28 protein-coding genes are annotated in these 26,816 nt (G+C 31.0%); 4 read left to right on the top strand and 24 right to left on the bottom strand.

Translation table 11 applies throughout. The features are described from left to right. Nucleotides 1–34: 34 nt before the first annotated feature. The 22 genes from J3477_RS04975 to ychF form a co-directional block, all read right to left on the bottom strand. The gene (locus tag J3477_RS04975; RefSeq protein WP_206868463.1) at nt 35–1,150 is read right to left on the bottom strand and encodes a THUMP domain-containing class I SAM-dependent RNA methyltransferase; all 1,116 of its coding nucleotides are present in this window, start codon (nt 1,148–1,150) and stop codon (nt 35–37) included. Nucleotides 1,151–1,178: 28 nt separating this feature from the next. Then, nucleotides 1,179–1,715: a bifunctional pyr operon transcriptional regulator/uracil phosphoribosyltransferase PyrR gene (gene pyrR, locus J3477_RS04980; protein WP_206868464.1), complete on the bottom strand. Its 537-nt coding sequence runs from the start codon at nt 1,713–1,715 to the stop codon at nt 1,179–1,181. 53 nt (nt 1,716–1,768) lie between these two features. Continuing rightward, nucleotides 1,769–2,671: an RluA family pseudouridine synthase gene (locus J3477_RS04985; RefSeq protein WP_206868465.1), complete on the bottom strand. Its 903-nt coding sequence runs from the start codon at nt 2,669–2,671 to the stop codon at nt 1,769–1,771. 32 nt (nt 2,672–2,703) lie between these two features. Continuing rightward, the gene (locus J3477_RS04990; protein ID WP_206868466.1) at nt 2,704–3,315 is read right to left on the bottom strand and encodes a TraR/DksA C4-type zinc finger protein; all 612 of its coding nucleotides are present in this window, start codon (nt 3,313–3,315) and stop codon (nt 2,704–2,706) included. Between the two features lie 369 nt (nt 3,316–3,684). Then, nucleotides 3,685–4,287, bottom strand: a complete 603-nt coding sequence (locus J3477_RS04995) for a DivIVA domain-containing protein (RefSeq protein ID WP_206868468.1) — start codon at nt 4,285–4,287, stop codon at nt 3,685–3,687. A gap of 14 nt (nt 4,288–4,301) precedes the next feature. Beyond that, nucleotides 4,302–5,066: a YlmH family RNA-binding protein gene (locus J3477_RS05000; RefSeq protein WP_206868470.1), complete on the bottom strand. Its 765-nt coding sequence runs from the start codon at nt 5,064–5,066 to the stop codon at nt 4,302–4,304. 1 nt (nt 5,067) lies between these two features. After that, a complete protein-coding gene (locus J3477_RS26370; RefSeq protein WP_503826900.1) occupies nt 5,068–5,406 on the bottom strand; it encodes a YggT family protein in 339 nt (112 codons plus the stop codon). Nucleotides 5,407–5,444: 38 nt separating this feature from the next. Continuing rightward, nucleotides 5,445–5,894, bottom strand: coding sequence for a cell division protein SepF (locus tag J3477_RS05010; RefSeq protein ID WP_206868474.1), 450 nt, complete (start codon nt 5,892–5,894; stop codon nt 5,445–5,447). 15 nt (nt 5,895–5,909) lie between these two features. After that, nucleotides 5,910–6,563, bottom strand: a complete 654-nt coding sequence (locus J3477_RS05015; RefSeq protein WP_206868476.1) for a YggS family pyridoxal phosphate-dependent enzyme — start codon at nt 6,561–6,563, stop codon at nt 5,910–5,912. Nucleotides 6,564–6,642: 79 nt separating this feature from the next. Continuing rightward, a complete protein-coding gene (locus tag J3477_RS05020; protein WP_206868478.1) occupies nt 6,643–7,383 on the bottom strand; it encodes a DUF881 domain-containing protein in 741 nt (246 codons plus the stop codon). Between the two features lie 12 nt (nt 7,384–7,395). After that, nucleotides 7,396–7,734 carry a small basic family protein gene (locus J3477_RS05025; RefSeq protein WP_206868480.1) on the bottom strand — a complete coding sequence of 113 codons (339 nt, stop codon included), beginning with the start codon at nt 7,732–7,734 and terminating at the stop codon, nt 7,396–7,398. Between the two features lie 13 nt (nt 7,735–7,747). After that, a complete protein-coding gene (locus J3477_RS05030; RefSeq protein ID WP_206868481.1) occupies nt 7,748–8,461 on the bottom strand; it encodes a DUF881 domain-containing protein in 714 nt (237 codons plus the stop codon). A gap of 12 nt (nt 8,462–8,473) precedes the next feature. After that, nucleotides 8,474–9,223, bottom strand: a complete 750-nt coding sequence (locus J3477_RS05035; RefSeq protein WP_206868483.1) for a cell division protein FtsQ/DivIB — start codon at nt 9,221–9,223, stop codon at nt 8,474–8,476. 392 nt (nt 9,224–9,615) lie between these two features. Further along, nucleotides 9,616–10,734 (bottom strand): stage V sporulation protein E, encoded by a 1,119-nt coding sequence (gene spoVE / locus J3477_RS05040; RefSeq protein WP_206868485.1) that lies wholly within the window; start codon nt 10,732–10,734, stop codon nt 9,616–9,618. A 20-nt stretch (nt 10,735–10,754) separates the two neighbouring features. Beyond that, entirely contained in the window at nt 10,755–11,717 is a 963-nt protein-coding gene (gene mraY, locus J3477_RS05045; RefSeq protein ID WP_206868486.1) for a phospho-N-acetylmuramoyl-pentapeptide-transferase, read from the bottom strand. A gap of 36 nt (nt 11,718–11,753) precedes the next feature. Beyond that, on the bottom strand, nt 11,754–13,118 hold the full coding sequence (locus J3477_RS05050; RefSeq protein ID WP_206868487.1) for a UDP-N-acetylmuramoyl-tripeptide--D-alanyl-D-alanine ligase: 1,365 nt from the start codon (nt 13,116–13,118) through the stop codon (nt 11,754–11,756). After that, nucleotides 13,112–14,584: a UDP-N-acetylmuramoyl-L-alanyl-D-glutamate--2,6-diaminopimelate ligase gene (locus tag J3477_RS05055; RefSeq protein WP_206868489.1), complete on the bottom strand. Its 1,473-nt coding sequence runs from the start codon at nt 14,582–14,584 to the stop codon at nt 13,112–13,114. The genes J3477_RS05050 and J3477_RS05055 overlap by 7 nt, the downstream gene beginning before the upstream one ends. 171 nt (nt 14,585–14,755) lie before the next feature. Then, complete coding sequence (locus tag J3477_RS05060) at nt 14,756–16,960, bottom strand: stage V sporulation protein D (protein ID WP_206868490.1); 2,205 nt, start codon at nt 16,958–16,960, stop codon at nt 14,756–14,758. A gap of 409 nt (nt 16,961–17,369) precedes the next feature. Next, entirely contained in the window at nt 17,370–17,864 is a 495-nt protein-coding gene (locus tag J3477_RS05065) for a septum formation initiator family protein (protein ID WP_228731248.1), read from the bottom strand. Nucleotides 17,865–17,902: 38 nt separating this feature from the next. After that, nucleotides 17,903–18,841, bottom strand: a complete 939-nt coding sequence (gene rsmH, locus J3477_RS05070) for a 16S rRNA (cytosine(1402)-N(4))-methyltransferase RsmH (protein WP_206868492.1) — start codon at nt 18,839–18,841, stop codon at nt 17,903–17,905. A gap of 11 nt (nt 18,842–18,852) precedes the next feature. Continuing rightward, on the bottom strand, nt 18,853–19,281 hold the full coding sequence (mraZ, locus tag J3477_RS05075; protein ID WP_206868493.1) for a division/cell wall cluster transcriptional repressor MraZ: 429 nt from the start codon (nt 19,279–19,281) through the stop codon (nt 18,853–18,855). 385 nt (nt 19,282–19,666) lie between these two features. Further along, a complete protein-coding gene (gene ychF, locus J3477_RS05080; protein WP_206868494.1) occupies nt 19,667–20,764 on the bottom strand; it encodes a redox-regulated ATPase YchF in 1,098 nt (365 codons plus the stop codon). Between the two features lie 272 nt (nt 20,765–21,036). On the opposite strand from ychF, the gene pdaA reads away from it, so the two are divergent. The 4 genes from pdaA (at nt 21,037) to J3477_RS05100 (ending at nt 24,773) form a co-directional block, all read left to right on the top strand. Next, nucleotides 21,037–21,858 carry a delta-lactam-biosynthetic de-N-acetylase gene (pdaA, locus tag J3477_RS05085; protein WP_206868495.1) on the top strand — a complete coding sequence of 274 codons (822 nt, stop codon included), beginning with the start codon at nt 21,037–21,039 and terminating at the stop codon, nt 21,856–21,858. Between the two features lie 244 nt (nt 21,859–22,102). Next, nucleotides 22,103–23,155 carry a glycosyltransferase family 4 protein gene (locus tag J3477_RS05090; RefSeq protein ID WP_206868496.1) on the top strand — a complete coding sequence of 351 codons (1,053 nt, stop codon included), beginning with the start codon at nt 22,103–22,105 and terminating at the stop codon, nt 23,153–23,155. A gap of 12 nt (nt 23,156–23,167) precedes the next feature. Then, a complete protein-coding gene (locus J3477_RS05095) occupies nt 23,168–24,079 on the top strand; it encodes a glycosyltransferase family 2 protein (RefSeq protein WP_206868498.1) in 912 nt (303 codons plus the stop codon). A gap of 58 nt (nt 24,080–24,137) precedes the next feature. Further along, on the top strand, nt 24,138–24,773 hold the full coding sequence (locus J3477_RS05100) for a cyclodeaminase/cyclohydrolase family protein (RefSeq protein ID WP_206868500.1): 636 nt from the start codon (nt 24,138–24,140) through the stop codon (nt 24,771–24,773). Nucleotides 24,774–24,935: 162 nt separating this feature from the next. On the opposite strand, the gene J3477_RS05105 is transcribed toward J3477_RS05100, so the two are convergent. Together J3477_RS05105 and J3477_RS05110 are read right to left on the bottom strand one after the other, a co-directional pair. Continuing rightward, nucleotides 24,936–25,673, bottom strand: a complete 738-nt coding sequence (locus tag J3477_RS05105) for a WecB/TagA/CpsF family glycosyltransferase (protein WP_206868502.1) — start codon at nt 25,671–25,673, stop codon at nt 24,936–24,938. Nucleotide 25,674: 1 nt separating this feature from the next. Then, entirely contained in the window at nt 25,675–26,805 is a 1,131-nt protein-coding gene (locus J3477_RS05110) for a glycosyltransferase family 4 protein (RefSeq protein ID WP_206868504.1), read from the bottom strand. Between the last annotated feature and the right edge of the window lie 11 nt (nt 26,806–26,816).

Raw genomic sequence — 26,816 nt, forward strand, 5'->3', positions numbered from 1 at the left:
CACTCTTTTTATTTTTAATTATCTACAAAAACTATTACTTAGCCAAGTATTGATAGTAATAACACTTTATCTTACCATTATAAAGCTTTCTGTTCTTTGAAGACTTTTCACCAAAGATGTCCTCAAAGCCTTCGAAGGATGTAAGCACGTTCATATCCCAAGTTGGAAGGTTATCATGCTGCTCTCCTAATTTCTTATAAAGATTCTTAACTTCATTTATTTCACCAATTCTTTGTCCATATGGTGGATTAGTTATAATGAAGCCATATTTCTTTTTTGAAGAAAATTCATAGAAATCTAACTTTTGAAAATCTATGTATTTATCAACCTTTGCCTTCTGAGCATTTTCTCTTGCTTTTCTAAGAACTGGACCATTTATATCGTAACCGATAAGCTTCATATCAAAATTCTTAATTGAGCTTAAAGCCCCTTCTCTAACTTGATCGAAGATTTCTTTATCCATTGTAGGCCAATTTTCACATTCAAATTTTCTATACAACCCTGGTGCTTGATTTGCACCTATCATTGCAGCCTCAATCAATATAGTCCCTGAACCGCAGAATGGGTCTATTAACAAATTTTCATTTGTCCATCTTGAGATAAGCACTAAGCTTGCTGCTAAAGTTTCTTTAAGAGGTGCTTCACCTGCATTTTCTCTATACCCTCTTTTATGTAAACCAGGTCCTGTTGTATCGATAGTTAAAGTAACAATGTCTTTTAAAAGAGCAACCTCTATTTTATACACTGGTCCATCTTCTGGGAACCATTCAGTATTATACTTACTTTGCATACTTTTAACTACTGCTTTCTTAACAATAGACTGGCAATCAGGTACACTAAATAAAGTAGATTTTATTGATTTTCCTACAACATGCATTTTACCATCTGCAGGAATTATACTTCCCCAATCAACTGAAAGCGTTCCTTGAAAAAGTTCTTCAAAGGTTGTAGCTTTAAATTCAGCCATTTTTATTAATATTCTGTCTGCTGTTCTAAGCCAAGTATTTGTTATCGCAATATCCATTTCGTCGCCTGAAAAAGTAACTTTACCATTCTCAATAGTCAAATCTTCATATCCAAGCTTTTTTAGTTCCTTTGCCGTAATAGATTCTATCCCAAAAGTACTGGTGGCTATTAAATCATAATCCATTTACAAACTCCTATTCTTATCTCTAAGTTTATCTTTCATATATCTTGACGGAATCAACTCCATCAATTTCTAGTATCTCTACTCCTATATTTTCCAACTTTGATGTTGGTACATTCTTCCCTACAAAATCTGCTCTTATAGGAAGTTCTTTATGTCCTCTATCTATTAGAACTGCTAATTGTATATTTTCAGGTCTTCCTGAATCCATAATTGCTTCTATGGCAGCTCTTACAGTTCTACATGTGTAAAGCACATCATCAACAATAATAACTTTCTTATTTTTCACTGTAACACCAATATCAGATTCTTTAACTGTTGGTTTGTCCCCAATATCAGTTAAATCATCCCTATATAAAGTAATATCTACACTTCCAACAGGAACTTTTACCCCTTCGAATTTTTCAATAAGAGCAGATATTCTCTTAGCTATAGGATATCCTCTTCTTTTTATACCTATAAGGACAATATCATCAACGCCTTTGTTTTTTTCAATTATTTCATGAGCTATTCTCACTAAACTTCTTCTTATAGCTTCTTCATCTAAAAGTATTGCCTTTAGATTCATATTATACTCTCCTCCAAATTAATTACTTCTTCATTATTAACTTTAAACATATACTAAAGTTTATTTAAAATATCTAAAAAATATGGCGGTAGCTCAGACGTAAACTCCATATAGGTATTTTTAGTTGGATGTATAAAACCAAGTTTTTTTGCATGGAGCATTTGTCCTTCTAACTTAAATTTTTGTTTTTTAAAGCCGTATACTGGATCTCCCACTAAAGGATGTCCTAAGTAAGCCATATGCACTCTTATTTGATGTGTTCTACCTGTTTCCAAACTACATTTAACCAATGTGTTACTCTTAAATCTCTCTATGACTTCATAATGTGTAACTGCTCTTCTTCCACCTTCAACTATAGCCATTTTTATTCTGTCCTGTGGATGCCTAGCTATAGGCTTATCAACAACACCATTTTCATTCTTAAATAAACCTTCTGTAAGTGCATAATACTCTCTTTTTATAGAGTGAACTTTAAACTGTTCTGTTAATTTACTATGAGCAAAATCGTTTTTTGCTACTACCAAAATCCCCGATGTATCTTTATCGATTCTATGAACTATTCCAGGTCTTATCACTCCATTTATGCCGGATAAATCTTTACAGTGATATAACAGAGCATTTACTAATGTTCCATTATAATTACCTGGTGCAGGATGAACAACCATCCCTTGCTTTTTATTGACAACAACAACATCATCATCTTCGTATATAATATCTATGTCCAAATTTTCTGGTTCCACACTTAATATTTCTGGCTCAGGTATATTTAAAATGATAACATCATTTTCTTTTAATTTGTAGTTACTTTTTATTATTTTATTATTAACAAGTACTGCCTCATTATCAATTAAGTTCTGAATATGAGACCTAGATCTATCTGTTATCTTTTCTGATAAAAATTTATCTATCCTTATATCTTTTTCTTCTGAACTTATTTCAAAAATTAACTCATCCATAGTATATAAAAAATTTCCCCCATCCCTTATCATTAATCCGGTAATTGGTTCTTATACTGCTCGTTACTTACCTTCTCTACTGGCTCCACATACATGTCATCATCATCATATACATCAAACCTATTTTGTAATCTATTATAGGAATCAACCGCCTGAAAAGAATCTTCAGCATCAAAGCCAACCTTTTCATATTCGTTATAATCATTATAACCATTACCAAAAGGATTTCCTATAACATCTTCTTCTATTGGTCTTTTGTTACTCCTATATTCTTTTATTGAACCTATAACATTTTGACACTTAATACAATATTGCGCGTATGGAAGAAAGTCAAGTCTTTCCTTACTTATTTCTACACCACATTTTTTACATACACCATATTTCCCCTGATCCAATGATTGTAAACTTTCCTCAATCTTACTAAGTATCTCACGTTCATTACCTTTTAGTGCCTTACCTCTTTCAAAATCGAAAGTTTCAGAAGCCAAATCTGCTGGGTGGTTATCATAAAAAGAAAGTTCCGAAGCCATTTCTGCATAAGAATCTACGGCTTCATTTTCTTTTAGTTGTTCTATTATTCCTAGAACTCTCTCTTTTTCATTATTTAATTTAATACGATATCTATCATAATCCTTTCTGTCCATATTATCGCTTCCTTTCAAAAGAATTGGTTTTCAAAAGTGATTTATCTATTATTATTCTTTCAAAAGATAGACTTTTTATAACAAAGTTATAAATATAATATGATTAACAAAAGATGATATAAGTTTTATTTATAATCTAATAGCGACTGTGTTGAAATTAAGTGGTTATTCATCCGATGCTTTAATGAGCTTTCATAACCACTCAATTTCAATAATATTCTTCAACATAGACTAAAATAAAATAAACCACCTCACTCATTTAATATAACAAAACTCTGAGTTACTTTCGCAATACAAGTTTGAAATATTAATTAATGAAGTGGTTATTCATAGAAAATAATCAATGGATTCTTAAAATCAGAAGTAAAACTATCTGTTAGCGAAAAAACTCTTTATTTCTTCCATATCATCTTTTTCTACTTGTTCGTTTTTATAATTATTTACAGCATTTTCCTCTATGCCATTATGTATATCTTTTTCACTTATTTCTTCAATTGGATGAGATATGTTAAAATTTTTAATAAAGCTCTTTTCAAGATCATCAAAAGTTTCTAGCTGAGTCTTCATGAAATTTCTAAACTGAGCACGGAACTTTACAAATTCTTGCTTTACTCTATCGTATTCATCATTAATCTGAATAACATCATTATGAGCCTTATCAAGTATTTTTTGAGCAGTTTCATTAGCACTATTTACAACCAATTCAGCTTCTTTTTGAGCGTTTAATTTTGCTTGTTCTGCTGTATTTTGAGCTAATAATAAAGTATTTTGTATAGTATTTTCTATCTTTGCATAATGCTCAACTTTTTCCCCTACTGATGCTAGCTTTTCTTTTAATAATGAATTTTCTTTGTATAAATCTTCGTAATCTTCAACTACTTTTTCTAAAAATTCATCTACTTCATCAGAACTATATCCTCTTAAACCTCTTTTAAATTCTTTGTTGTTTATTTCCATGGGAGTCAGTTTCATGTGAATCACCTCTGCTATTTATATTTTTTTACCATTAGTTTCAAATTATCACTTTTTGTTTTACCGACAATATCTTCAATTATAAATTTACCTATGCCTCTTATTGTTATTGTACTCTTTAACTTTATTTCGGTACTCTTATTCCTATTTTCCTTGTAGTTTAAAAGTACACTCCCATTAGAAATCAAATCCATAGCATCATTTCTTGATTTTCTGCTTATTGACGCAACTATGGCATCTAATCTCATAGAAGCGACTTGTATATTTACTTCTTCGAAATCAACTTTAGGTACTATTTCTAAATCCTTAATAGTTTTTATGTTTATGCTATGCCTTCCTATCTTTGTAAGATTAGAGGTAATATATTCATAAACATCCTTATGTACAGAAACAAAACAACTAAAATCTTTTACTCTTAAATCGCCAATTTTTTCACGCTTTATTCCTAGAGATAGGATAGCTCCCAAAAAATCTCTATGTCCTAAAGTTCCAAACTTACCGTTATAGTCTATTTGAAGAATTTCATACGGCCAATCAACATCAAAAAAATTAACTGCTATCATTCTGCGTTCACTATCTTCAAAGCCACCTTCAACAAGAATACTTACCCCTATTCCTTTAAAATATTCTTGTAGTCTATTCCATATAATAGGGGCATAAAACTCATTAGTTACAATAGGAATATCTCTCTCAATGGAAGTTGTTAGCTTATTATATAAGTTACTATACTCACCTATGTCGTCTAATTCAAGTATTGAAATGAATTCTTTTTTATTCATACTATACTATTGCAAAAACTATAGTTTGGATAATAGATAGTGCAACTATAGCTAGTATTGGTGAAAAATCCAAAGGAGAGTTAGGTACGATTTTCCTTTGTAATTTTTGAAAAGGTGATAATATTGGGTCAGTAATTATTCTCACATAATAAGTTAATTTATTATCTTTCCCCATGAAAACAAGAGAAAGTATCACATCCACAAAGATCATAAACTGTATAAAGTCAAATAACAATGTTAAAATTTCTTCTATTAAAGGTATATAAATCTCCTCCGATTCATAGATGTACCACTTAATAATTGATTTTATATTTTCAAATTTTCTCTTAATGCATAAGATAGTTTTGAAATTTTTTTAAGATTTGAACAGGCACACCTTTACTTTGACCAATTAAATAGTCCCTTTGTTGAAAGTTCACTCTTAAGTTCACTAGTAACTTCTACATTAGATGGTGATAGTATATATACACCTCTCTCAACTTCTTGCAATTCACCAGCAAGTGCAAAGCAAGCACCGCTTATAAAATCTAAAAGTCGTTGAGCTATCTTATTTTCTAAGTTACTTGTATTTACAACTACAATCTTTCTACTCTTCAGTGCATCGCAAATTTCAGTTGCATCCTCATAAGCAGACGGTTTTGTTATCATAACTTTAGCTGATGCAGCAGAATGAATGTTTACAACCTTATTATTTTTCTTACCTGATAATACTGGTTCAAGGGTCTCATCTGCAGCTAATTCTTCTTCTTCATCAAATTCATCGTACTCTTCATCGTATTCCTCAAAGCCTAAAATCTCTTTCATCTTGTTAAACATTTTTGCAGCCATAGTTAATCCTCCTATTTATATTCTCTTACCAAAAATCCCCTCACCTATCCTAACAAGAGTGGCTCCTTCTTCTATTGCAATTTCATAGTCATGAGTCATTCCCATAGATAGTATTTCCATAGTTACATTTTGGTATTTCTGTTTCTTAATATTTTCAAAAATATTTTTTGTTCTTTTAAAATAATATCGGTTACTTTCTTCATTACCTTTAGGAATAATAACCATTATTCCTTTAATTTTTACATAATTACATCTTTCTACCTCATTTAATACCTCATGTAGCTGTTCTTCGTAAAAACCATATTTGGTATCTTCCTTGCCGATATTAATTTGCATAAGTGTATTTATCTGCATTTGGTTCTTAGAGCATTGTTTTTCAAGCTCCTTAAGAAGTTTTGTGCTGTCTAAAGAATGAATAAGATAAGCCTTATCAATTATATACTTTACCTTATTGGTCTGCAGATGTCCTATAAAGTGCCATCTTACGTCCTTATGAAAAAGTTCAAATTTTTCTACTAGTTCTTGAACTTTATTTTCACCAAAGTCCCTAATCCCTGCCGTGTAAGCTTCCTCCAGAAGCTCAATAGGCTTAGTCTTGGAAACAGCAACTAAAGTCACATCTTCCGGCATAGATTCTTTTATCTGCTCTATATTCTTTTTTATACTCAAAATAATCATGCCTCCACTTCTTTAAAATATATATTCTTCATAAACTTAAAAAATCCTTCAAAATATTTAAATCTTACACCTATTTTGTTTTAGATGTAAGATTATCAAAATTCGTATCTCCTAGATAAGGAACTATATTTATATTATCTTTCTTCTCTATAGATATTTCAACTCCCCTATTCATTAGGGATCTTATGAAACCATCATCTCGTTTTAATATACCATCAAGAGTGTCCGGATCTCCGATAGCATACACTTCAAAAGAAGGCCCAGGTATCTGTACTCCATTAATATTTAAAAAAGCCCAGTTACACAAAATTGCTGTGTTTGGAAGAACTCTCTGTCCTCCAATAGATATTGCCTCTGCACCAGCAACTCTCAGCTCATTTACAACTCTTATCATATCATCATCATGTATAGTTCGTAGCAGTATAAGTTGAGTATTTTCCTCTTCATATCCTTCAGTTGTACCAATTGTACCATCTCTTAAGGTTATCTTTACACCTTTACCTTTTACTCCACTAAATCCCACTTCCATTTTATTACTATTGGATTCATCATTAATGTCCTGAGTTATTTTTTCACTCTTAGTATCATCATATTTATATTTATTCATCTTTTCAATCATTTTAGAATTAGAATCTCTAAGATTAGACACTTCTCCATATAACTTATTTTTCTGGTTATATGCATCTTGGTACTGTTTAGCACTCATTTGAAAACTTCTAGTGGTCCCTTTTAAATTTATATTGAGAGCGATAAGAATCCCTATTATAATTGAAGCTATAAAAACAAATATTGATGCTTCGTTATTTCTCATATATACACCCCTCTATCGGGATCTTGCTTTCTCGATCAAAAGCCTTCTCACTATAGCAAAATTATCAAAAATTCTTCCACCAAAAACTATTACTGCAGCTATGTAAATAGGAATTCCAAGTTTATCTCCTAAATAAGCTAAAGCTACCGCAAGTGCAGCATTTCCAAAGAAACCTGAAATAAAAATATCCGCTTGAAAATTCTTTGATAAACTAGCTCTAATGGCTCCAAAAACAGAATCTAAACAAGCTAGTATAGCAACTGACATATATGGCGAAAATTTTTCTGGTATATCCACCTTCCAAATAATTCCCACTATAATTCCAATCAAAAGTCCTATGAATGCTATCATTTAATAATCACTCCTACTGTACAGGTTTAATAAAATCGTTATGAATAACTTGAGATGATTTAGGTATAACTACCTCATTACTTTTCTCTATTTTTCTTTCATAATTGGATAGAACACCGTAATCTAAAGCGCCTTGAAAAGTTAATCCTGCGTCTAGTTTTGCTTTATCACCTATTGCTTTTATCACTATTTTATCACTTGGTGATATTCTTTCATTTGAGCCAATCCAAATATAATTACTTGCATTTTTTATACCTGTCTGAGAGGTAACTCTTTTCTCGTTTATAGATATCGCTTCTGCACCAGAAAAATTTAAAATATTAACTATATGAATAAGTTCGTTTTCAGATATATAATCTGCATTATTGCTAGAAAAAATCGAGGACTTTGGTGTAAGATAAAAAATCACACCTTGACCTTTTACATCAACAGTACCTAGTATCATTCTAGTTTTGTCTAACTGTTGCTTTACTTCTGTATTTACATCTCCTTTTTTAGCTGCTGACTCTTCTATTTTCTTCAAATCTTCAGTCAAAGAGTTATTCTGCTTTACAAGTTCATCTTTTTCTTTCTTAAGAGCATCTATTTCAGCTGTGATATCTGTTTTATCTACATTATCTTTAACGGCGCTTTCTTTATTATTTATCAATTTAAATTGATATGCCAATAAAAATCCTAACAATGCACATACAATAGCAACAACTATTTGCGAAGTTACCTTTTTCATCGTACTTCCTCCTTATTCTTTTTTTATAACTGGATCTCCATCAAAACTAACATCTATGTAACCTTTAGTAATTCCTAAACTACTATCTTTTAATATTTTTATGCAATTGTTAAGTTTAGTCTCAAGATTTTCATCATTACCTAACAACAACTTTACGTCACCTACTAAAATATTTAATGAGGTGCTATTTTCTAAATTTACTAAATTGAACTTTACATCGCTCTTATTCTCTTCTAGTAGTTTGCCTATATTGTTCGCAATTCTTTTTATTTTCTCATCACTTGTCAAATATGACCCTACTTCAGTAGAAGTTGGAGAAACCCCTGTAAGCTCAGTAAGATTTAATCCATCTATACTAGCCCTTTTTTCTAGAATTTTCAGTTCAAAATTTAGTACATATATTTCATCAGAACTCTTTACAAAAAATACAGCCTTTCTTTCTATCACATTTATAATGATTCCATTAGGAAATATTCTTTTTAGATTAACTTGCTCTATATAAGGATTTTCTGTAATTTTATTACTAACATCCTTTTGATTTATATAAAAAATATTTTTTCCAAATAACTCTGATCTATCTACAATTTCTTTACTATCTATTATCTTATTATTTTCAACTTTGATATCAGCAATATTAAAAAATGGAGCCTTTAACAATATAAGAATAGTTATAGAAAAGAAGAAAACAAAAAATAAAACCATTTTTTTTCTAACTTTTTTCTTTTTGTGTTTTTTTATATATTCATTTATTTCATTATTCATACGATACCTTCTTAACTTTTGATATAATTACTAAAATTATGGTTATATTACAATTTATATAATAACATTATATCTATGTTTTTTCATTACAAAATTATTAAAAGATATTGTTTATTATGTAAATATATTACTCTCAATTATTTAGACTAAAAATAAACTTTTTTATATTATCGTGTATTTTTTTGATATATTAATATATCAAAAAAATAAATATATCAAAACAAAAAGCTGGCCGTTCATAGGCTCAGCTATTCTATTTTATATTATTCAATTTAATTTGTCTATTATAGATATGCCACTTCATAATAAATTTATATTTTCAAATTCTCTCACAAAGAACCGTGAGAGTTTTGAAAATAGTTTTATGTTTGAATTGACACATCTCAATAAATTTATATCAATCTCTTTTTCTCTACTTGTCTCGATATATTGAGAAGGACTCCCATGGCGGCCATGTTAATGACCAGAGAACTTCCCCCGTAGCTTATAAACGGTAATGGCACCCCTGTAACAGGCATTGATCCAGTTACAACGGCTATATTAATAATAGCTTGAACCGCAACTATGGATGTTATCCCTGTAGCTAACAAGGTTCCAAAGGCATCTTTAGCACTCATAGCAATTCTAATTCCTCTAAAAACAAAGATAATGAATAGAATTATTATTAATGCACAGCCTATAAGTCCTAACTCTTCTCCTATTATAGCAAATATAAAGTCATTATGTGGTTCTGGCATATACAAAGTCTTTTGTCTTGATTGTCCTATCCCAAGTCCAGTAACTCCTCCTGCACCAAGTGCATAGAAAGATTGAATTAGCTGGTAACCATCACCAGCAGGATCCTGCCATGGATTCAAGAAGTTTAGAAGTCTTCTTTTTCTATAATCTTCACTAAATATAAAGAAGGTTGCTGCCGCAAACATAGCTGGCACTACTCCAAATCCAAGAGTAGTAGATTTAGCACCTGCTACAAACATTACTATAAGTGTAACTATCATTATTACAGATGCAATACTTAGGTTTTTCTCTAAAAGAATCATTCCTGCAAAGAATCCTGATACTATTAAATAAGGCAAAACCCCTTCTTTGAAGGTTTTCATCTTTTCTCCTTTTTTCTCCATGCTGGTAGCCATAAACAGAACAACAACATACTTAACCAACTCCGACGGCTGAAACTGCCCTAGTGGCCCTAGTTGTATCCATCTTTTCGCACCATTAACATCTTTTGAGAAAAGAACTGCTACTAGCAAAGGTATTGATATAATCATCATTATTCTTGTATACTTCTTAATCTTATGATAATCAACAGACATCATAAAAAACATAACTGCCACGCCTAGAACAGACCACTGTAGCTGTTTCTTTAAAAAGAACATACTATCATTATTCTTATACATTGCGTAGTATGAACTAGCACTATATACCATTACTACACCAATAGCCAACAGGAAGAAAATCGTATAAAACATTACATAATCGATTTGTCCCATTTTAGGCTTGTTTTTTTTCATTCAAATTCCTCCTATAATTACTACAAAGACAAAAAGGCAATAAGACAAAGTAAAAGGGTACAAATTGAGAATACCGAAACAATCTTTGTTTCACTCCATCCCAACTGCTCAAAGTGATGATGGATCGGTGCCATCTTAAATACTCTTTTTCCAGTAAGCTTAAAAGAGGCTACTTGGATTATAACCGAAAGGGTTTCTAAAACATAAATTCCCCCAACAATTATTATAACAAGTTCCATTTTAAGCATCATAGCTATAGCAGCTACAGCTCCTCCTAGCGCAAGTGAGCCTGTATCTCCCATAAATATTCTAGCCGGAAATGCATTAAATCTTAAAAATCCTAGTAAAGCTCCAGCTAGCGCAACACAAAATATAGAAAGTCTATAATGTCCCATATTTAAGCTTAGGATAGATAGGAAAGTCATTACTAATATAGTTATTGAAGTTGCTAGTCCATCCAATCCATCTGTAAGATTTACTGCATTAGTTGTTGCTGCAAAATAGATTATTATAAAAGGTATAAATAACCATCCCATTTCCCATTGTTGTCTAGAAAATGGTACATTTATTGAAGTTCCTATGCTTACATATGCATAATAAGCTAATGCTCCAGAAACTATAAGAAGTAGCACCATCTTCTGCCATGCTCTTAAGCCCAAGTTATTCCTATGAATAATCTTCAATAGGTCATCCAAAAATCCTACAAACCCAAAGGCTATAAATGCATATAACACTACCATAGACTCATCAGTGAAACTAGGAATCATGACAAGCATGGTAATTAATGTGGCTAATATAAATATTATTCCTCCAATTGTTGGTGTTCCTGCCTTTTTCAAATGACTTCTTGGACCATCTTCTCTTATGTTTTGTCCAAATTTAAGCCTATGTAAAAGAGGTATTATAACTGGACCAATTATTGATGCCACAATAAAACTTATTAAAATTGATATTATTAACGCTGTATTAGCTAAATTCCCCATATATTGCCGTCTATACTAGACAGCTCACCTCCTTGGTTATAGATTCATTTTTTTAAGCTCGTTGACTATTTCTTCAAACTTCATACTTCTTGATGCTTTAACAAGAACAACATCTCTTTCTTTTATTAGTTCTCCCAACGTTTTAATTAACTGTTCTTTTGATTGAAAAACAATACACCCTTCATCTGAAAAGCCAGTTTTAAAACCTTCTGAGTAATCACCGCAACATAATAATAAATCTATACCATTATTCTTTGCATAAACTCCAGTATCGATATGCGCATTTAGTGATTCATCACCAAGTTCTCTCATGGTTCCAAGTATAGCAACTTTCCTACATCCATCTATGTTTTTCATAACTTCTATTGCAGCTTTCATGGATGACGGACTTGCATTATAGCAATCATTAACAATTGTAATTTTATTGGTTTCAATTATCTCCAACCTCATGGAAGTTGATTGTATATTTCTTAATCCATTATTCATTTCATCCAATGATAAGCCAATCAAGTTTCCTGCTGCAATACAAAGCAGGCAATTTTGCACGCTGTGTTTTCCAAGCATCGGTAACTCAAAAGAACCTTTTTGTCCTTGAAGGTTTACTTCGAATTCACTATGATCTTTTAATAATACTACATTTTCAGCAGTGATGTTATTCGAATCATCTAGACCTGTTTTAATAATTTTGTAGTAATTACTAGCAACACCATCTAGAAGATCATCATCTCCATTAATAATTAAAGTATTTCCTTCATTGAAATAATCAACTATTTCCATCTTTGCTTTTAAAATATTTTCTCTAGTCTTGAGGTTTTCTATATGTGATAATCCTATATTAGTTATTATTGCAATGTCTGGTCTCGCTATATCAGCAAGAAGGTGAATTTCATTTAAATTACTCATTCCCATCTCTAACACTGCAATATCAAAAGTTCTATCAAGTTCAAGTATCATAAGTGGCAAGCCTATATCATTGTTAAAATTGCCTTTAGTCTTAAATACAGTGTACTTTTCTCCTAATATGGCTGCTAAGATATCTTTACTTGATGTCTTACCATTTGAGCCTGTAATGCCTATAACCTTTAACCCTAATTTTTCTCTATAGTACTTAGCAAGTTTTTGAAGAGCCTTTTTCGAATCTTCTACTTTTATAACATTCGCTTCGTAGCCTAAAAATTCTTCTTTATTTTCATCTACTATACAAATACTTGCGCCTTTATCAATTGCTTCTTTTATATAATTATTACCATTAAAATTCTCGCCTCTAAGTGCAAAGAATATACTATCTTTTTCAATTTTTCTTGTATCTGTACTAACTTTTTCAAAATGTTCATTTTTATTTGTTGTGATAAAATTACCATCTACAGCTTTTACGATCTCATCTAAGGTTAAGTCTAACATTTTTTCACTCCTAATTGCTCTAATATTTCTACCACTACTTCCCTTTCATCAAAATGAATGGTTTTATCTTTTAAAATTTGATAATTTTCGTGTCCTTTTCCTGCAATTACTATTACATCTCCTGACTTACCAATCTCAAGCGCAGTTTTAATAGCTTCTCTCCTATTTTCAACAATTTTATAACTATTGGTATTCAAACCTTCTATAATGTCATTTATTATTGACATAGGTTCCTCACTTCTAGGATTATCAGAAGTAACAATAGCTATATCGCTTAGCTCTGTGCCAAGCTTTCCCATCATAGGTCTTTTAACTTTATCTCTATCTCCACCACATCCAAATACAGATATTAGTCTATTAGTAGTAAACTCTCTAGCGGTTTTAAGTATATTCTCTAACCCATCTGGAGTATGAGCGTAATCAATTATTACTTCATATGGAATATCGTATTCAATAGCTGTTCTCTCACATCTTCCTGGAACAACCGCCTTATTTAGGCCTTTAACTATTGATTTCATTTCGATACCTAAGTGCATAGCTAAAGTTATTACTGAAAGTGCATTATAAACATTATATAAACCAGGCATCTGAAGATTAAATTCATATTCTTTGTTATCTAAAGTTACATTGAACTTGACACCTTTTGATGAGTTAACAATATCCCTAGCTTTTATATCAGTATTTTCATTAATACCGTAAGTAAATACATCTGTTTTTATATTTTTACTTTTCAAATCTGCAATTATATTTTTCCCATAATCGTCATCTAAATTTATTACAGCCTTATCTGTCCTCTCAAACAGTTTAAATTTAGCATTATAATAATTTTCAAATGTCTTATGAAAATCCAGATGATCTCTTGTTAAATTTGAAAATATTGCGCCTACAAACCTTATTCCGTATACTCTATCAAGTTCTAACGCATGTGAAGAAACCTCCATAACACAATACTCAACCTTCTCTTGAACCATTTCATTAAAAAGTTCTTGAAGTTCTAAAGATTCAGGAGTAGTTCTTTCTGTCTTAATAACTCTATCTCCGATGTAGTTCGCTATAGTTCCTATTAATCCAACTTTATAACCACTATCCTCAAGAATCTTTTTTGTCATAAAAGCAGAGGTTGTCTTACCATTTGTTCCAGTTATGCCTATCACTTTCAGCTTTTCTGTAGGTCTTTCATAATAATTTGAAGCTATCAATGCCATCGTCTTTCTTGTATCTTTTACCTTAAGTACAGTAATGTCTTCACTAATACTTAGATCATCCATACAAAATACTACCTTAGCTCCATTTTTTACAGCACTATTTGCAAACTTATGACCATCACTTGCAAAACCTTTAATGCAGAAGAAAATATCTCCATCTTCAGTTTTCCTATTATCATAGGTAATCTTATTTACATTTTGATCCAAACTTCCTTTTATAAGTTCAAATTCTATTTCATTTAATAAGTTTCTTAGAAGCATTGTCCACTCATCTCCTTAAATAATATGCTATTAAATCCTCCTAAATGATATATAGATATACATTCTGATAACTAAGTACCAAATATTAATTAATATTCATTAAATGCTGCTTTTATAAATATTGCGGCAATATAACAAAATACTAGCATGTGGCTAGAAGCCACATGCTAATTAATCATCTACATCATCACTTAAGGTAAGTCTGATAGAATCTCCTTTTTTCACAACTTCTCCTGGTTTAATACTTTGTTCATCAACCATAAGACCTTCTCCAGAGAAATCACCTTTAAGACCCACTTTTTCAAGAATTTTAGTAGCTCCCTCTTTAGTATAGCCCTTTATGTCAGGAACAATAACATCTTTATTATAATTTCCTGAACTTCCACTGTAAAGATTGACCTTACTGCCTTCCTTTACTGTATAACCAGGTGTAGGCTTGATATCTGTCACATACTCTCCCTGTCCCTCTATATCAAAATCTAGCTTAAATTCCTTAAGTTTTTTCTTAGCTTCATCTATTTTCATCCCTCTAACTTCAGGAACAATTACGTCAGGAGCGCTTACAATGCTACTTGTATCCTTTGATATAGCAGAAGGATCTAAATAATTGAATATATCGTTAAATACTGTTTTTGCTACTGGCACAGCAATAACACCACCATAATACTCTCCTGCACTTGCTTCATCAATTGAAACCATAACAGTAAGCTTTGGATCACTCGCAGGGGCCATTCCTACAAAGGACGAAATATATTTTCCACTTTCATAGGTTCCATTAGTTGGATTTACTTTCTGAGCTGTTCCTGTTTTACCCGCAATATGATACCCTTCAATATATGTCCTCTTTCCAGACCCTTCAGAAACAACTTTTTCAAGATAATCTCTTAGTTTTGTTGTCTTTTCTGCACTTACTACTTGTTGTGTCTTAGGATCAAACTTTCTATCAACTACTCGCTTTCCTTGATCATCTACATGACTTACTTCTTTCATTACATGAGGTTGAATCCATGTACCATTGTTAGCAATTGTATTAAATGCAGCCATGAATTGGATAGGATTTACTGTGTTAGTTTGTCCAAAGGAAATAGTTGCAAGGTCAATATCAGTTATTGTTGCAGCTGATTTAGTTATCCCCTTAGCTTCACCAGGAAGATCTACTCCTGATTTTGCACCAAACCCAAACTTCTTTATATATTCAGCTAATTTTTCCTTACCTAACTTCTTACCTACTTCTATAAATCCCATGTTACATGAATTTTTTATTATCTCTCCAAAGGTCTCTGTTCCATGTCCACTTCTTTTCCAACACTTTATAATTCTGTTTAATACTCTAACACTACCTGAACAAGAATATGTCTCGCCTTTATCAGCGACCCCTTCTTCCATAGCAGCTATTGCTGTAAAAACCTTAAATATAGATCCCGGTTCAAAAGAATCACTTACAGCTCTATTTCTCCACATTTTCTGAAGCTTGTCTGTAGCTGTTGCTCCATCGAAGTTTTCAGCTCCCTCATAAGGAGTATTTGGATTGAAATCTGGCTTGTTTGCCATAGCTAATACTTCTCCAGTTTTAGGATCCATAACTATAACACTTACTGCTTTTGCTTTATTGTCGCTTAAAGCTTGCGCTGCAGCTTTATCTGCAAACATTTGTATTTGTCTATCAATAGTTAACTCTACATCTTTACCTGGAATTGGAGCCGTGAAACTTGAAATAGTATATGGCAAGTCTTCACTTTTTCTGTTAATTTCAGCTATTCTCACTCCTGGCATTCCTGAAAGTTCTTTGTCATATTGAAGTTCTACTCCATTAAGCCCTTTACCATCAGAATTTGTATTTCCTAGAACATGAGATAATAAATTATTGTTAGGATAATATCTCTTCGTATCAGGAGATACCATTACTCCATTTATTTGTAGTGCTTTAACTTTATCAGCAATATCTTTTTCTATTCTTCTAACCACATGCGCCGCTCCAGCATCCGCTCCGCTAGGCAGCTTAGTATTAAGTTTATCCAATATTTCTTTTTCAGTAAGGCCTAATGCAGTTGCTATTTTAGGAGCAATATCCTGGCTTGTAAGTTTATGTTTCCTTAAGTACTCTCTAATAGCGTTTAAGTCAAAATCTACTCTATAGACGTTACCACTAACAGCTAATTCTGAGCCATTGCGATCTAAAATCTTTCCCCTTACAGCATCTATTTGCACTTTACTTGTCCATTGTTCAACAGCCTTAGTTGAATATTCGTTGCTCTTAACTATCATTACATACGCTAATCTTAAAGTTAATCCAAAGAATAAAATAGTTAAAAAAACTACTGTTATCCACATTCTCTTCTTAGTGGTAGCTTTATCCCTGTAATTATGCTCAATCAATAACTATACCTCCAAAAACATTGCTCGATCATTCAGAAATAAAGTTATTCTTTAATATTAACTTATTTAATATTTAACTATTCTACTGAACTTTATTTTTCCAGATGCATTATTTATCGATAAATATATCCCCTTACAAATAAACTATGCTTTCAAATATTCTCTGTATTAAGCAATCTTTTATTTTGAACATAAACTACTTCAATCATTAGAGTAAGATAGAAACCCTTATAAAAATTTCTTTCTTACTCAATTAACACTTGAAGTAGTTTAACAAAATACATAAATATACCAAGACAAATTTAGATGATAAATTAGCCCTCATTTTATACAAAAATATTCATCATGGATTTTTAAAATTCAAAGAACAAATTAAACATCTTAACACAGCTTAGATAAATATATCCTACTAGAATAAAAATTCTTTAATCTTAGCTAAAAGACTCCAACTATTATTAGTAGCATGCTTGTCCTTTACGTTTGCAGCAAAATAATTTTCGTTAGAATTTGTTCTTAAGACGTCCCCATCCCCTGGGATAATCATTCCTAATTTACTTTCAGCTGTCGTTTTAATTGTATCTAACGAAGAAGATTTAAGTATTTCAGCCTTTAACGATTCATTTTCAGCACTAGTCTCCTTTATATCTGCGTTTATTTGAGTTAGCTGAGCTTGAACAGTATAGACCTTTACATCTCTCCAAATTGTTGCAATCCCTAAAACAAAAAGCATTACAATAACCTGAGTGGCAGCTCTTCTATTTCTTTTTTGTCTTTCCTTCAGTCTCCTATCTCTATCGATTTTAGACTTTTTAAGATCCTCATATTGTTTATCTCTTTGTGGGTCATTGACCTTTCTTTTCGGATTTAACGCTGTATTACCGTTAACATAATCGAATTCCTTCACTACCAACTTATTCACATCCCTACCATAATATAACTACTTTATTTATTTTTTTGTACAACCCTTAACTTAGCGCTTCTACTTCTTGGATTTTCCTCAACTTCAATATCTGATGGTTCTATAGGTTTTCTAGTTAATACTTTCACTTCCGAAACCTTTCCACACACACAAACAGGAAATTCCTTAGGACATGTGCATGGATTTTCAAGTTCCTTAAAAACAGTTTTTACTATTCTATCTTCAAGAGAATGGAAAGTTATTATAGCCATTCTGCCATCATCATTTAATCTTCTTACACCATCTGTAATTGCCTTATCAAGAATAAATAGCTCTTTATTTACCTCGATTCTTATAGCCTGAAAAGTTCTCTTTGCTGGATGAGGCCCTTCTCTTCTAGCCTTAGCAGGTATTGCTGCTTTTATTATGTCAACTAGCTGAAAGGTCGTCTCTATCGGACCCTTCTCTCTCTCTCTTACAATAAAGTTAGCAATTCTACTAGCAAAGTTTTCTTCTCCGTATCTTTTTATTACTTTAAATAATTCCTCGCTGCTATACCCATTTATTACTTCATAAGCTGAAAATTTATTTTCCCTATTCATCCTCATATCAAGAGGAGCATCTTGCATATAACTAAAACCTCTCTCACCAGCGTCTAGCTGATATGATGAAACCCCTAAATCCATAAGTATTCCATCAACTTTTTCTATATTTAAAGTAGTTAAAATAGAATCTATGTTATAGAAGTTATCATGAACTAGTGTAACTCTAGCCCCATATTCTTCAAGTCTCTTACCTGCCGCGCTTAAAGCATCTTTATCTTGATCAATTCCTATAAGTCTTCCTTTGTCAGAAAGTCTTTTTACTATCTCTGAAGAATGTCCAGCACCACCTAAGGTACAATCTACATAAATTCCATCTTCCTTTATATTTAAAGCTTCTATACATTCATTTAACAACACTGACACATGCTTAAATTCCATATCGTTTCTCCTTATATTCCTAAGTCACTCATCTTTTCTGCTATAGCATCAAAATCTATATCAGAATTATTGTAGTTTACCCACTTTTCCTTGCCCCATATTTCAATTCTAGTTAAAACTCCAATACTTACTATTTCCTTATTTATTGCTGCGTATTCAATAAGATTTTGAGGAATGACACCTCTTCCCTGTTTATCAGTTTCTATCTCAGTTGCCCCTGAGAAAAAGAAACGCACAAAGGCTCTAGCGTCTTTATTAGTTAGAGGAAGACTTTTAAGTTTTTCTTCTAACACCTTCCACTCTGTTAATGGATAAACGTATAAGCATCCATCTAATCCTTTAGTCATGATGAATTTATTGCCTAGTTCTTCTCTAAATTTAGAAGGCATGATTATTCTGTTTTTATTGTCCAACCCATGTTGGTATTCCCCTATAAACATCTCACACCTCAAACTAGGTATAAATGTGGAAAGCGTCACCACTTTACACCACTTTTCACCACTTTAACTTTATTATTCTATAAAAAATTTAAAATCCCTCCTTTTTTATAGATTTTTTAATTTTTTTCAAAATAAAATTAATATTTAGCCATAGATATAATCCTTATTTTGGTTATTATTCATACAACTTACAAAAACATAATAATTACCGCATTAAATATCACTTTATTACCATAAATAGGAACAAAAAAAAAATCGCCAAAGTGTTCTTCACTTAGCGATTTTTTTGCACATCTGCCTTTCTAGACTTATATGAATAAAAACGACAGACAAATAAATTTTATTTTTTCCATATAGATATAAAAGGCTAATAATTTAAATAAAACTATACATTAAATCTAAATAATATAACGTCTCCGTCTTTTACTATATATTCTTTACCTTCTAATCTGTATAACCCTTTTTCTTTAGCCGCTGCTTCTGATCCACAGTTTACCAAATCATTGAATGCTATAACTTCAGCTCTGATAAATCCTCTTTCTATATCTGAGTGTATCTTACCAGCTGCTTGTGGTGCCTTCATTCCTGTGGTAATAGTCCAAGCTCTTATTTCTTGTGGTCCAGCTGTCAAGTAACTAACAAGTCCAAGTAGTCTATAGCTTACGTTTATTAGCTTATCTAAACCTGCTTGATCTAAACCATATTCTTCTAGTAATTCTGCCTTTTCATCATCTTCTAATGAAGAAAGTTCTTCTTCTAATTTTGCACATATTACAACTACTTCTGCATTTTCTCCAGCAGCATGCCCTTTAACAATCTTTACATACTCATTGTCAAGATTGCCTTCCATCATATCATCTTCTGATATATTGCAAACATATAGAACAGATTTTGAGCTGATTAGGAACAATGATTGAACAAATTCATTTTCCTCTTCAGTAACTTCTAATGTTCTAACCGGCTTATTTGATTCTAAATGAGCCTTCATTCTTTCCATTAAAGCATACTCTTCTTTTGCCTTTTTATCACCTGATCTTACAAGCTTCATTGCCTTTTCCATTCTTCTTTCAAGAATTTCTAGATCAGAAAATATAAGTTCTAAGTTTATTGTTTCTATATCTCTTATAGGATCTACTGAACCTTCAACGTGAACAACATTTTCATCATTAAAGCATCTAACCACATGACAAATCGCTTCAACTTCTCTTATATGGGATAAAAACTTATTTCCAAGTCCTTCGCCCTTGCTTGCTCCTCTTACTAATCCTGCAATATCATAAAACTCCACTGAAGTAAAAACTTTCTTTTTAGAATTATACATTTCTTGTAGTACATCTAATCTTTTATCCGGAACACTAACAACACCTACATTAGGTTCTATAGTACAAAATGGATAATTTGCTGATTCAGCGCCTGCTTTAGTAATAGCATTAAATAAAGTACTTTTCCCTACATTTGGTAATCCAACAATACCTAATTTCATTTATGTACATCCTTTCTAACTTTAATACCACGTAATAGTTTTAAATATTGAAAAGCCTTAATTAAAAATATTTAATTTTTTGTTTCATAAATAATAAGGCATTAAATTCAAAATCGAAATAAAGTGGTAACTTTAAACTAATAAATAACACTTATAAGATTATACCTTAGTAAAGACAACATTTCAACAAGTTATATTATGTGGAATTAATGGCTATATAACACCAGTATCCTAATAGATTTTATGAAAACAATATAATCGAGGTGATTTAAATGAATTTTTCTTTTTTAAAAAACACTTTAATAAATATTTCACTTATTACGTCCATAGCTACTACAAATGTTAGCTTCGACCTTAGTAAATTTGATTTTTTTAAATTTAATACACATACAGAACATTCTTTAAGCAACAAGGAATACAGTTGGTATTATATGTGGAATAAAAATTCTACACCTGATGCTCCGAAAGAAACTAAAAACTTCGTATTTAATTATGATAGTTATTATATTGGTGATACTTCTAAGAAAGTACTGTATATAACTTTTGATGAGGGTTATGAAAATGGAAATACAGGCAAAATACTAGATGTACTAAAAGAAAACAAGGTTCCTGCGGCCTTTTTTGTGGTAAAACCTTATATCCTTCAAAACCCAGATTTAATAAAACGTATGGATTCAGAAGGACACCTTGTTTGCAATCATTCTTCTCATCATCCTTCTATGGCTTCAGTAACTGATCCTGAAAAATTCAAAAAGGAATTTACTGAAGTTGAAGAGGAATACACAAAACTCACAGGTAAAAAAATGCCACCTTACTTTAGACCACCAATGGGGAGATATAGTGAAGCTTCTTTAGCTAAGACTAAGGATTTAGGTTATAAAACAATATTTTGGAGTTTTGCTTATAAAGATTGGTTAGTTGATCAACAGCCAGACCCTGTAGCTGCTAAAAAAAGAATCTTAGAACGAACAAGTGATGGATGTATAGTACTTTTACATGCTGTTTCAAACACTAATACAAAAATCCTAGATGAGTTATTAAAAGAATGGAAGTCCCAAGGATACGAGTTTAAATCTTTGGATGATTTAAAATAAAGTTTGCATTAGATAAACTACTTCAATATATTTGCTTTTACGAAAAAAGCTGATTGAGAAGTAGTTTATTTATTTATAACTTTCAACTTAAACTTTTCTCATTCCAAATATGGTTTTAATTATGTGATATATATATTATAATTGTAAATAACTCAATTATTTTGTGTACAAGAAGGTGAAAAATTTGAAATATTGTGTTTTATTTCCCCAAGCAAAAAATGTGCATTTAATCAAGGATGTAGGAATGATTGCCTACAAACTTCATAAATTATATTCTGTTGAAAGTTATGTAGCCTGCTACAATAATGATAGATATGATTACATAGATGGTGACCTAAAAGGTCTAAAACTAGATTTTATGAGTAATAAACATAATAATGATATTATCGATGGCTCTTTATATTTAAGAAAAAATGCTAAAACCATAGATGTTCTACAATTATTTCATGTAACTATGAGATCTGTGGTATATGCAATAGTATATAAGCATTATAATAAAAACGGAAAAATATTTCTTAAATTAGACTGTACTGAAAATTTAATAAGCAAAATAAAGTCTCTAAGCACAGCAGGACGTAAGTTTTTCAATTACTTTTTTAAGAAAGTTGATATAATCGGAGTAGAGCAAAAGAAGCTTTTCAATGAAATACAACTATTATTGCCGAATTTTAAAGAGAAATTTAAGTACATACCAAATGGTATAGATTATGATTTGTTTAAATCAAAAAATATTAAATTTGAGAATAAAGAAAATAACATTCTGCATGTTGGAAGACTGGGAGCAGAGGAAAAAAACTCAGAAATGTTAGTTGAGGCGTTCGTCAAACTAAATGAAAGTAATAATGATTTACCTTGGAATTTAATACTTGTAGGCGAAAATACTGAAGCGTTCACTGATTATGTAGAAACTTGTGTTCAAAAACATCCAAGTTTGATAAATAAAATTAAACTTACTGGTGCAATATCTGATAGAAAAGGCCTTATGGATATTTACGGAAAATCAAAAATTTTCTGTTTAACCTCTCACTTTGAAAGTTTTGGAATTGTTCTTATAGAAGCAGCTGCTCTTGGCAATATAATCATCTCTACCAATGTTGGAATTGCAAATGAACTAGTGGCGGATAATGGTGGAAGTCTAATTGAGGATTCAAACACTGAAGATTTAGCAAATACATTATCTCACTACATTTCAAATGAAGATATTGAAAGGCTTTCAACAAACAATGTAAATCTTATACAAGAAAACTATGATTGGGATAAAATAGTAATGAACCTATATAGCGAAATTACCAGATAGCAAGGAGATTTTATGAACAAGAAACCTTTAGTATTTATAGTAATATTAAATTTTAATTCTTATAAAGAAACTCTTAGATGTTTAGATAGCGTTCTAAACATAGATTATGATAATTATAAAGTTATTGTTGTAGACAACAATTCCAATGACAACTCAGTTGAAGTATTACGTCAAAGTGCTGACAAATTCACACTCATAACTAATAATACAAATTTAGGATACGCCCATGGCAACAATATAGGAATAGAATATGCACTAAAACACAATCCTGATTACGTATGTATTTTAAATAATGATGTAGAAGTTGAAAATGATTTTTTATCAAAAATAATCTCATACTTGGAGATAAACAAAGGTGCTGGAATAGCCGGGCCATGTATCTGTGATTTTGAGGAAAGAGATAAAATACAATCTATGGGAGCAAACATTAATTTATTCACTGGTCTCGCACAAGCAAAAGGTAAGAATGCTCCATACAGTTCCTTAACAGATAAAACTTTATCTGTTGATTATCTTGGTGGTGCATGCTTCGTTGCAAGAACTGAGGTCTTAAAAAAAATAGGATTAATCCCTGAAATGTATTTTCTGTTTTTTGAAGAAACTGAATTTTGCTTAAAAGCTAAAAGAGCTGGTTTTGATCTTACTTGCATTACAGACAGCAAAATTTATCATAAACAATCGGCTACAATTTCTAAGTACAAAGGATTAAGTTATTTCTTTTTGAATAGAAACAGAATTGTATTTATGAGAAGAAACGCAAAATTTTATCATAAGATACTTTTTTCTTTTTATATTCTTATAGAAACCGTAGGAAGAATGCTTATCAAAAAGGAACCTATATCTATTTTTAAAACTTATTTATCAGGCTTAAAAGCTGATACTAATAAGATAGATATGAAAGAGGTTAATCAATTTTTGGGATAATTATATTGAAATACTGAAATTAAATTAGAGATGTACAAAAGTTTAGGAGGTTTTTTATATGTATTTTAAAGATAAGAGCATTAATGATTTTATAGATGAGTTGAGTTCAAGTAGTCCTGTACCAGGTGGTGGTGGTGCAGCTGCAGTATCAGCTTCCCTATCAACAGCTTTAAGCAGTATGGTATTTAATCTTACGGTAAATAAAAAGGCCTTTGCTAGTATTAGCGAAAATGAAAAGGATATAGTATTTGCCGCAATGGATAGCTGCAGGAAAAAGACAGAGGATTTTCTAAGTTTTATAGATAAGGATGGAGAAGCTTTTTCAAGTTTAATGTCGGCTTATAAATTACCAAAAGATACAGAAGAAAACCTTGAAGTAAGAGAAGGACAAATTCAAGCTGGTCTTCAGAATGCGATGTTAGTTCCATTAAACCTTGCAAAAGAATTAGTTGATGTGATGGAACATATTAAAACTGCTGCTATGTATGGAAACACAAATGTAATTTCAGATGCTGGTGTTTCTGCTATACTAGCTTATGCATCAATAGAAAGTTCAATTTTAAATGTAATGGTAAATTTAAAGTTTATACAAAGTGATTCTAATATTCAAATAAAAGAAGATTGCAATAATCTATTGAAGAAAGCTGAAGAACTAAAAAAAGTAATAATGACTTTAGTTTATGATAAAATTTAATATATTAATGTAAAAATATGCTGTTGTATAGTGTATTAAAGCCCTAAATATTACGAAAGCCATGTATAAATGGAGAGCTAATTTCTCTATTATGCATGGCTTTATTCGTATTAAATTAAGATTATCTTTAATTTCAACATGGTGCTTTAACACCTCTCATAATTACTTGCTTTCAGCCTTTTTAAATAGACCTATCCTATTTAGGAAAACAATAAATATAAATTTAGGGATTTTCCCCAATCTTTTTATTCTAAAAGGCTCCTTCCAAACTCTATATAGCCATTCAAGCCCTAATTTTAGCATTATTTTCGGAGCTCTATTTAATTTTCCAGCAAAAATATCAAAGCTTCCTCCAACTGGCATATATATGCTGCACGGTAATTGTTCCATATTTTCAATAATAAAGTTTTCTTGTTTTGGTGATCCCAGTGCCACAAATAACATGTCAGCTTTAGAAACTTTTATATCTTCAACAATTTCATTCATTTCATCATCTTTAAAATATCCATTCCTACATCCACATATATCAATATTTTTATATTTGCTAATGATATTGCTTTTACATCTCTGAATTACATCCTCTGAAGCTCCTAATAGGTAAACCTTATATCCTTTTTCATTTGACAACCTTAAAAGTTCATCCATTACCTCAATCCCTGCAATCTTTTCTCGAACTGGTTGTCCAGCAATTTTAGCTGAAACAACCGTTCCAACACCATCAGGAATTATTATAAAATCATCACTGTTAAATCTATCAAAAAGATTTTTATTATTCATACCGTTAAGCAAAACTTCTGGATTACCTGATATTATGCATATCTTTTTCTTAGTAAAAACCAATTCTATTAATTTACTCTTACTTTGATTAAAAATCTTATAGCCAAGTATATTACTGAACACTTTATCTACTCTCCATTGTTTTATCATAGACTTTAAGTACATCTTTAACAAATAAATCTACTGTAAAGTTCTTCTTATAATAATTATAGCCACTTTTCCCAACATTAATAAGTACATCTTTATTATCTAATATATATTTAAGCTTTTCATATAGCTGCTCTACACTTTCAGGATCTACTATAAAACCATTGTTTCCATCCTCTATCATATCAGTAAGTGCACCAACTCTTGTACATAGTATGGGTTTAGCTAAAGTCATTGCTTCTAATACTGCATAAGGCATACCTTCTTTTACTGAAGGAAGTACAAACAAATCCATGCAGTTTATTAAATCATAGTTATCTTTTCTAAAACCTAAAAACTTTATGTTGTTATACCCTTCTGCCTTTTTCATCATTTCTTCTTTAGTCTTTCCATCTCCAATTAGAAGACAAGAAAATTTATACCCTTCATTTGTTAACTTAATCAAAGCATCTATAAAATATCGATGCCCTTTAGTTTCATAAAAATTAGCAGCAACTCCTAATACAAAATCATTTTCTACTTGAAGCTGTTGTTTCAAAACATCACAGCTTTTAAGAGATTTTCTATCAACTTCATTTACTGCATTAGGTATATAATAAATATTTTTCTTACGTCCCAATTTATAATCAATTGCACACTGATAGTCCTTCTTCGAAACTGCTATCAATCTATTTCCAAATAATGCACCTATCTTTTCAATAGCTATATATATTTTTCTTTTTGAGCTACTCATAGGTTCATTAAATACAAAACCATGAGCAGTATAAGTTACAATTTTTACTCCTGCAAGTCTTGCAGCAATCCTACCAACCAAACCAGCTTTTGAACTATGACAATGTACGATATCAAACTTTTCTTTTCTAAACATCTTTATAAAGCTTATTATTGCTTTTAAATCGTAAACTAAAGATATTTCTCTTTTCAAATTTGCTACTCTCTTAAAATCTATATTTAGTTTCTGTAGTTGCAGTTCTAGACCTGATCCTTGCCCTGCATATACCTTAACCTCATTGCCCAACTTCTTTAATTCCTCACTTAAGATCAAAAGATGTTTTTGAGCTCCGCCCATTTCTGCCTGAGTGATTATTTGAGCTACTTTATATGACATTTTCTCACGCT

The sequence above is a fragment of the Clostridium zeae genome, from assembly GCF_017312485.1.
Lineage (GTDB): Bacteria > Bacillota > Clostridia > Clostridiales > Clostridiaceae > Clostridium_AR > Clostridium_AR zeae.

Excerpts from the sequence above, each read along its gene's own strand:
- J3477_RS04985 (WP_206868465.1), bottom strand. The coding sequence starts at position 2,671 with ATGGATGAGTTAATTTTTGAAATAAGTTCAGAAGAAAAAGATATAAGG.
- mraZ (WP_206868493.1), bottom strand. The coding sequence starts at position 19,281 with ATGTTTATAGGGGAATACCAACATGGGTTGGACAATAAAAACAGAATA.
- pdaA (WP_206868495.1), top strand. The coding sequence starts at position 21,037 with ATGAATTTTTCTTTTTTAAAAAACACTTTAATAAATATTTCACTTATT.
- J3477_RS05025 (WP_206868480.1), bottom strand. The coding sequence starts at position 7,734 with ATGATAGCATTCATAGGACTTTTGATTGGAATTATAGTGGGAATTATT.
- J3477_RS04995 (WP_206868468.1), bottom strand. The coding sequence starts at position 4,287 with ATGAAACTGACTCCCATGGAAATAAACAACAAAGAATTTAAAAGAGGT.
- J3477_RS05030 (WP_206868481.1), bottom strand. The coding sequence starts at position 8,461 with ATGAAAAAGGTAACTTCGCAAATAGTTGTTGCTATTGTATGTGCATTG.
- mraY (WP_206868486.1), bottom strand. The coding sequence starts at position 11,717 with ATGGGGAATTTAGCTAATACAGCGTTAATAATATCAATTTTAATAAGT.
- J3477_RS05010 (WP_206868474.1), bottom strand. The coding sequence starts at position 5,894 with ATGGCTGCAAAAATGTTTAACAAGATGAAAGAGATTTTAGGCTTTGAG.
- J3477_RS05055 (WP_206868489.1), bottom strand. The coding sequence starts at position 14,584 with ATGCTTCTAAGAAACTTATTAAATGAAATAGAATTTGAACTTATAAAA.
- J3477_RS05100 (WP_206868500.1), top strand. The coding sequence starts at position 24,138 with ATGTATTTTAAAGATAAGAGCATTAATGATTTTATAGATGAGTTGAGT.
- pyrR (WP_206868464.1), bottom strand. The coding sequence starts at position 1,715 with ATGAATCTAAAGGCAATACTTTTAGATGAAGAAGCTATAAGAAGAAGT.
- J3477_RS05095 (WP_206868498.1), top strand. The coding sequence starts at position 23,168 with ATGAACAAGAAACCTTTAGTATTTATAGTAATATTAAATTTTAATTCT.
- J3477_RS05110 (WP_206868504.1), bottom strand. The coding sequence starts at position 26,805 with ATGTCATATAAAGTAGCTCAAATAATCACTCAGGCAGAAATGGGCGGA.
- spoVE (WP_206868485.1), bottom strand. The coding sequence starts at position 10,734 with ATGAAAAAAAACAAGCCTAAAATGGGACAAATCGATTATGTAATGTTT.
- J3477_RS05020 (WP_206868478.1), bottom strand. The coding sequence starts at position 7,383 with ATGAGAAATAACGAAGCATCAATATTTGTTTTTATAGCTTCAATTATA.
- J3477_RS04975 (WP_206868463.1), bottom strand. The coding sequence starts at position 1,150 with ATGGATTATGATTTAATAGCCACCAGTACTTTTGGGATAGAATCTATT.
- ychF (WP_206868494.1), bottom strand. The coding sequence starts at position 20,764 with ATGAAATTAGGTATTGTTGGATTACCAAATGTAGGGAAAAGTACTTTA.
- J3477_RS05035 (WP_206868483.1), bottom strand. The coding sequence starts at position 9,223 with ATGAATAATGAAATAAATGAATATATAAAAAAACACAAAAAGAAAAAA.
- rsmH (WP_206868492.1), bottom strand. The coding sequence starts at position 18,841 with ATGGAATTTAAGCATGTGTCAGTGTTGTTAAATGAATGTATAGAAGCT.
- J3477_RS05000 (WP_206868470.1), bottom strand. The coding sequence starts at position 5,066 with ATGAATAAAAAAGAATTCATTTCAATACTTGAATTAGACGACATAGGT.
- J3477_RS05090 (WP_206868496.1), top strand. The coding sequence starts at position 22,103 with ATGATTGCCTACAAACTTCATAAATTATATTCTGTTGAAAGTTATGTA.
- J3477_RS05050 (WP_206868487.1), bottom strand. The coding sequence starts at position 13,118 with ATGTTAGACTTAACCTTAGATGAGATCGTAAAAGCTGTAGATGGTAAT.
- J3477_RS04990 (WP_206868466.1), bottom strand. The coding sequence starts at position 3,315 with ATGGACAGAAAGGATTATGATAGATATCGTATTAAATTAAATAATGAA.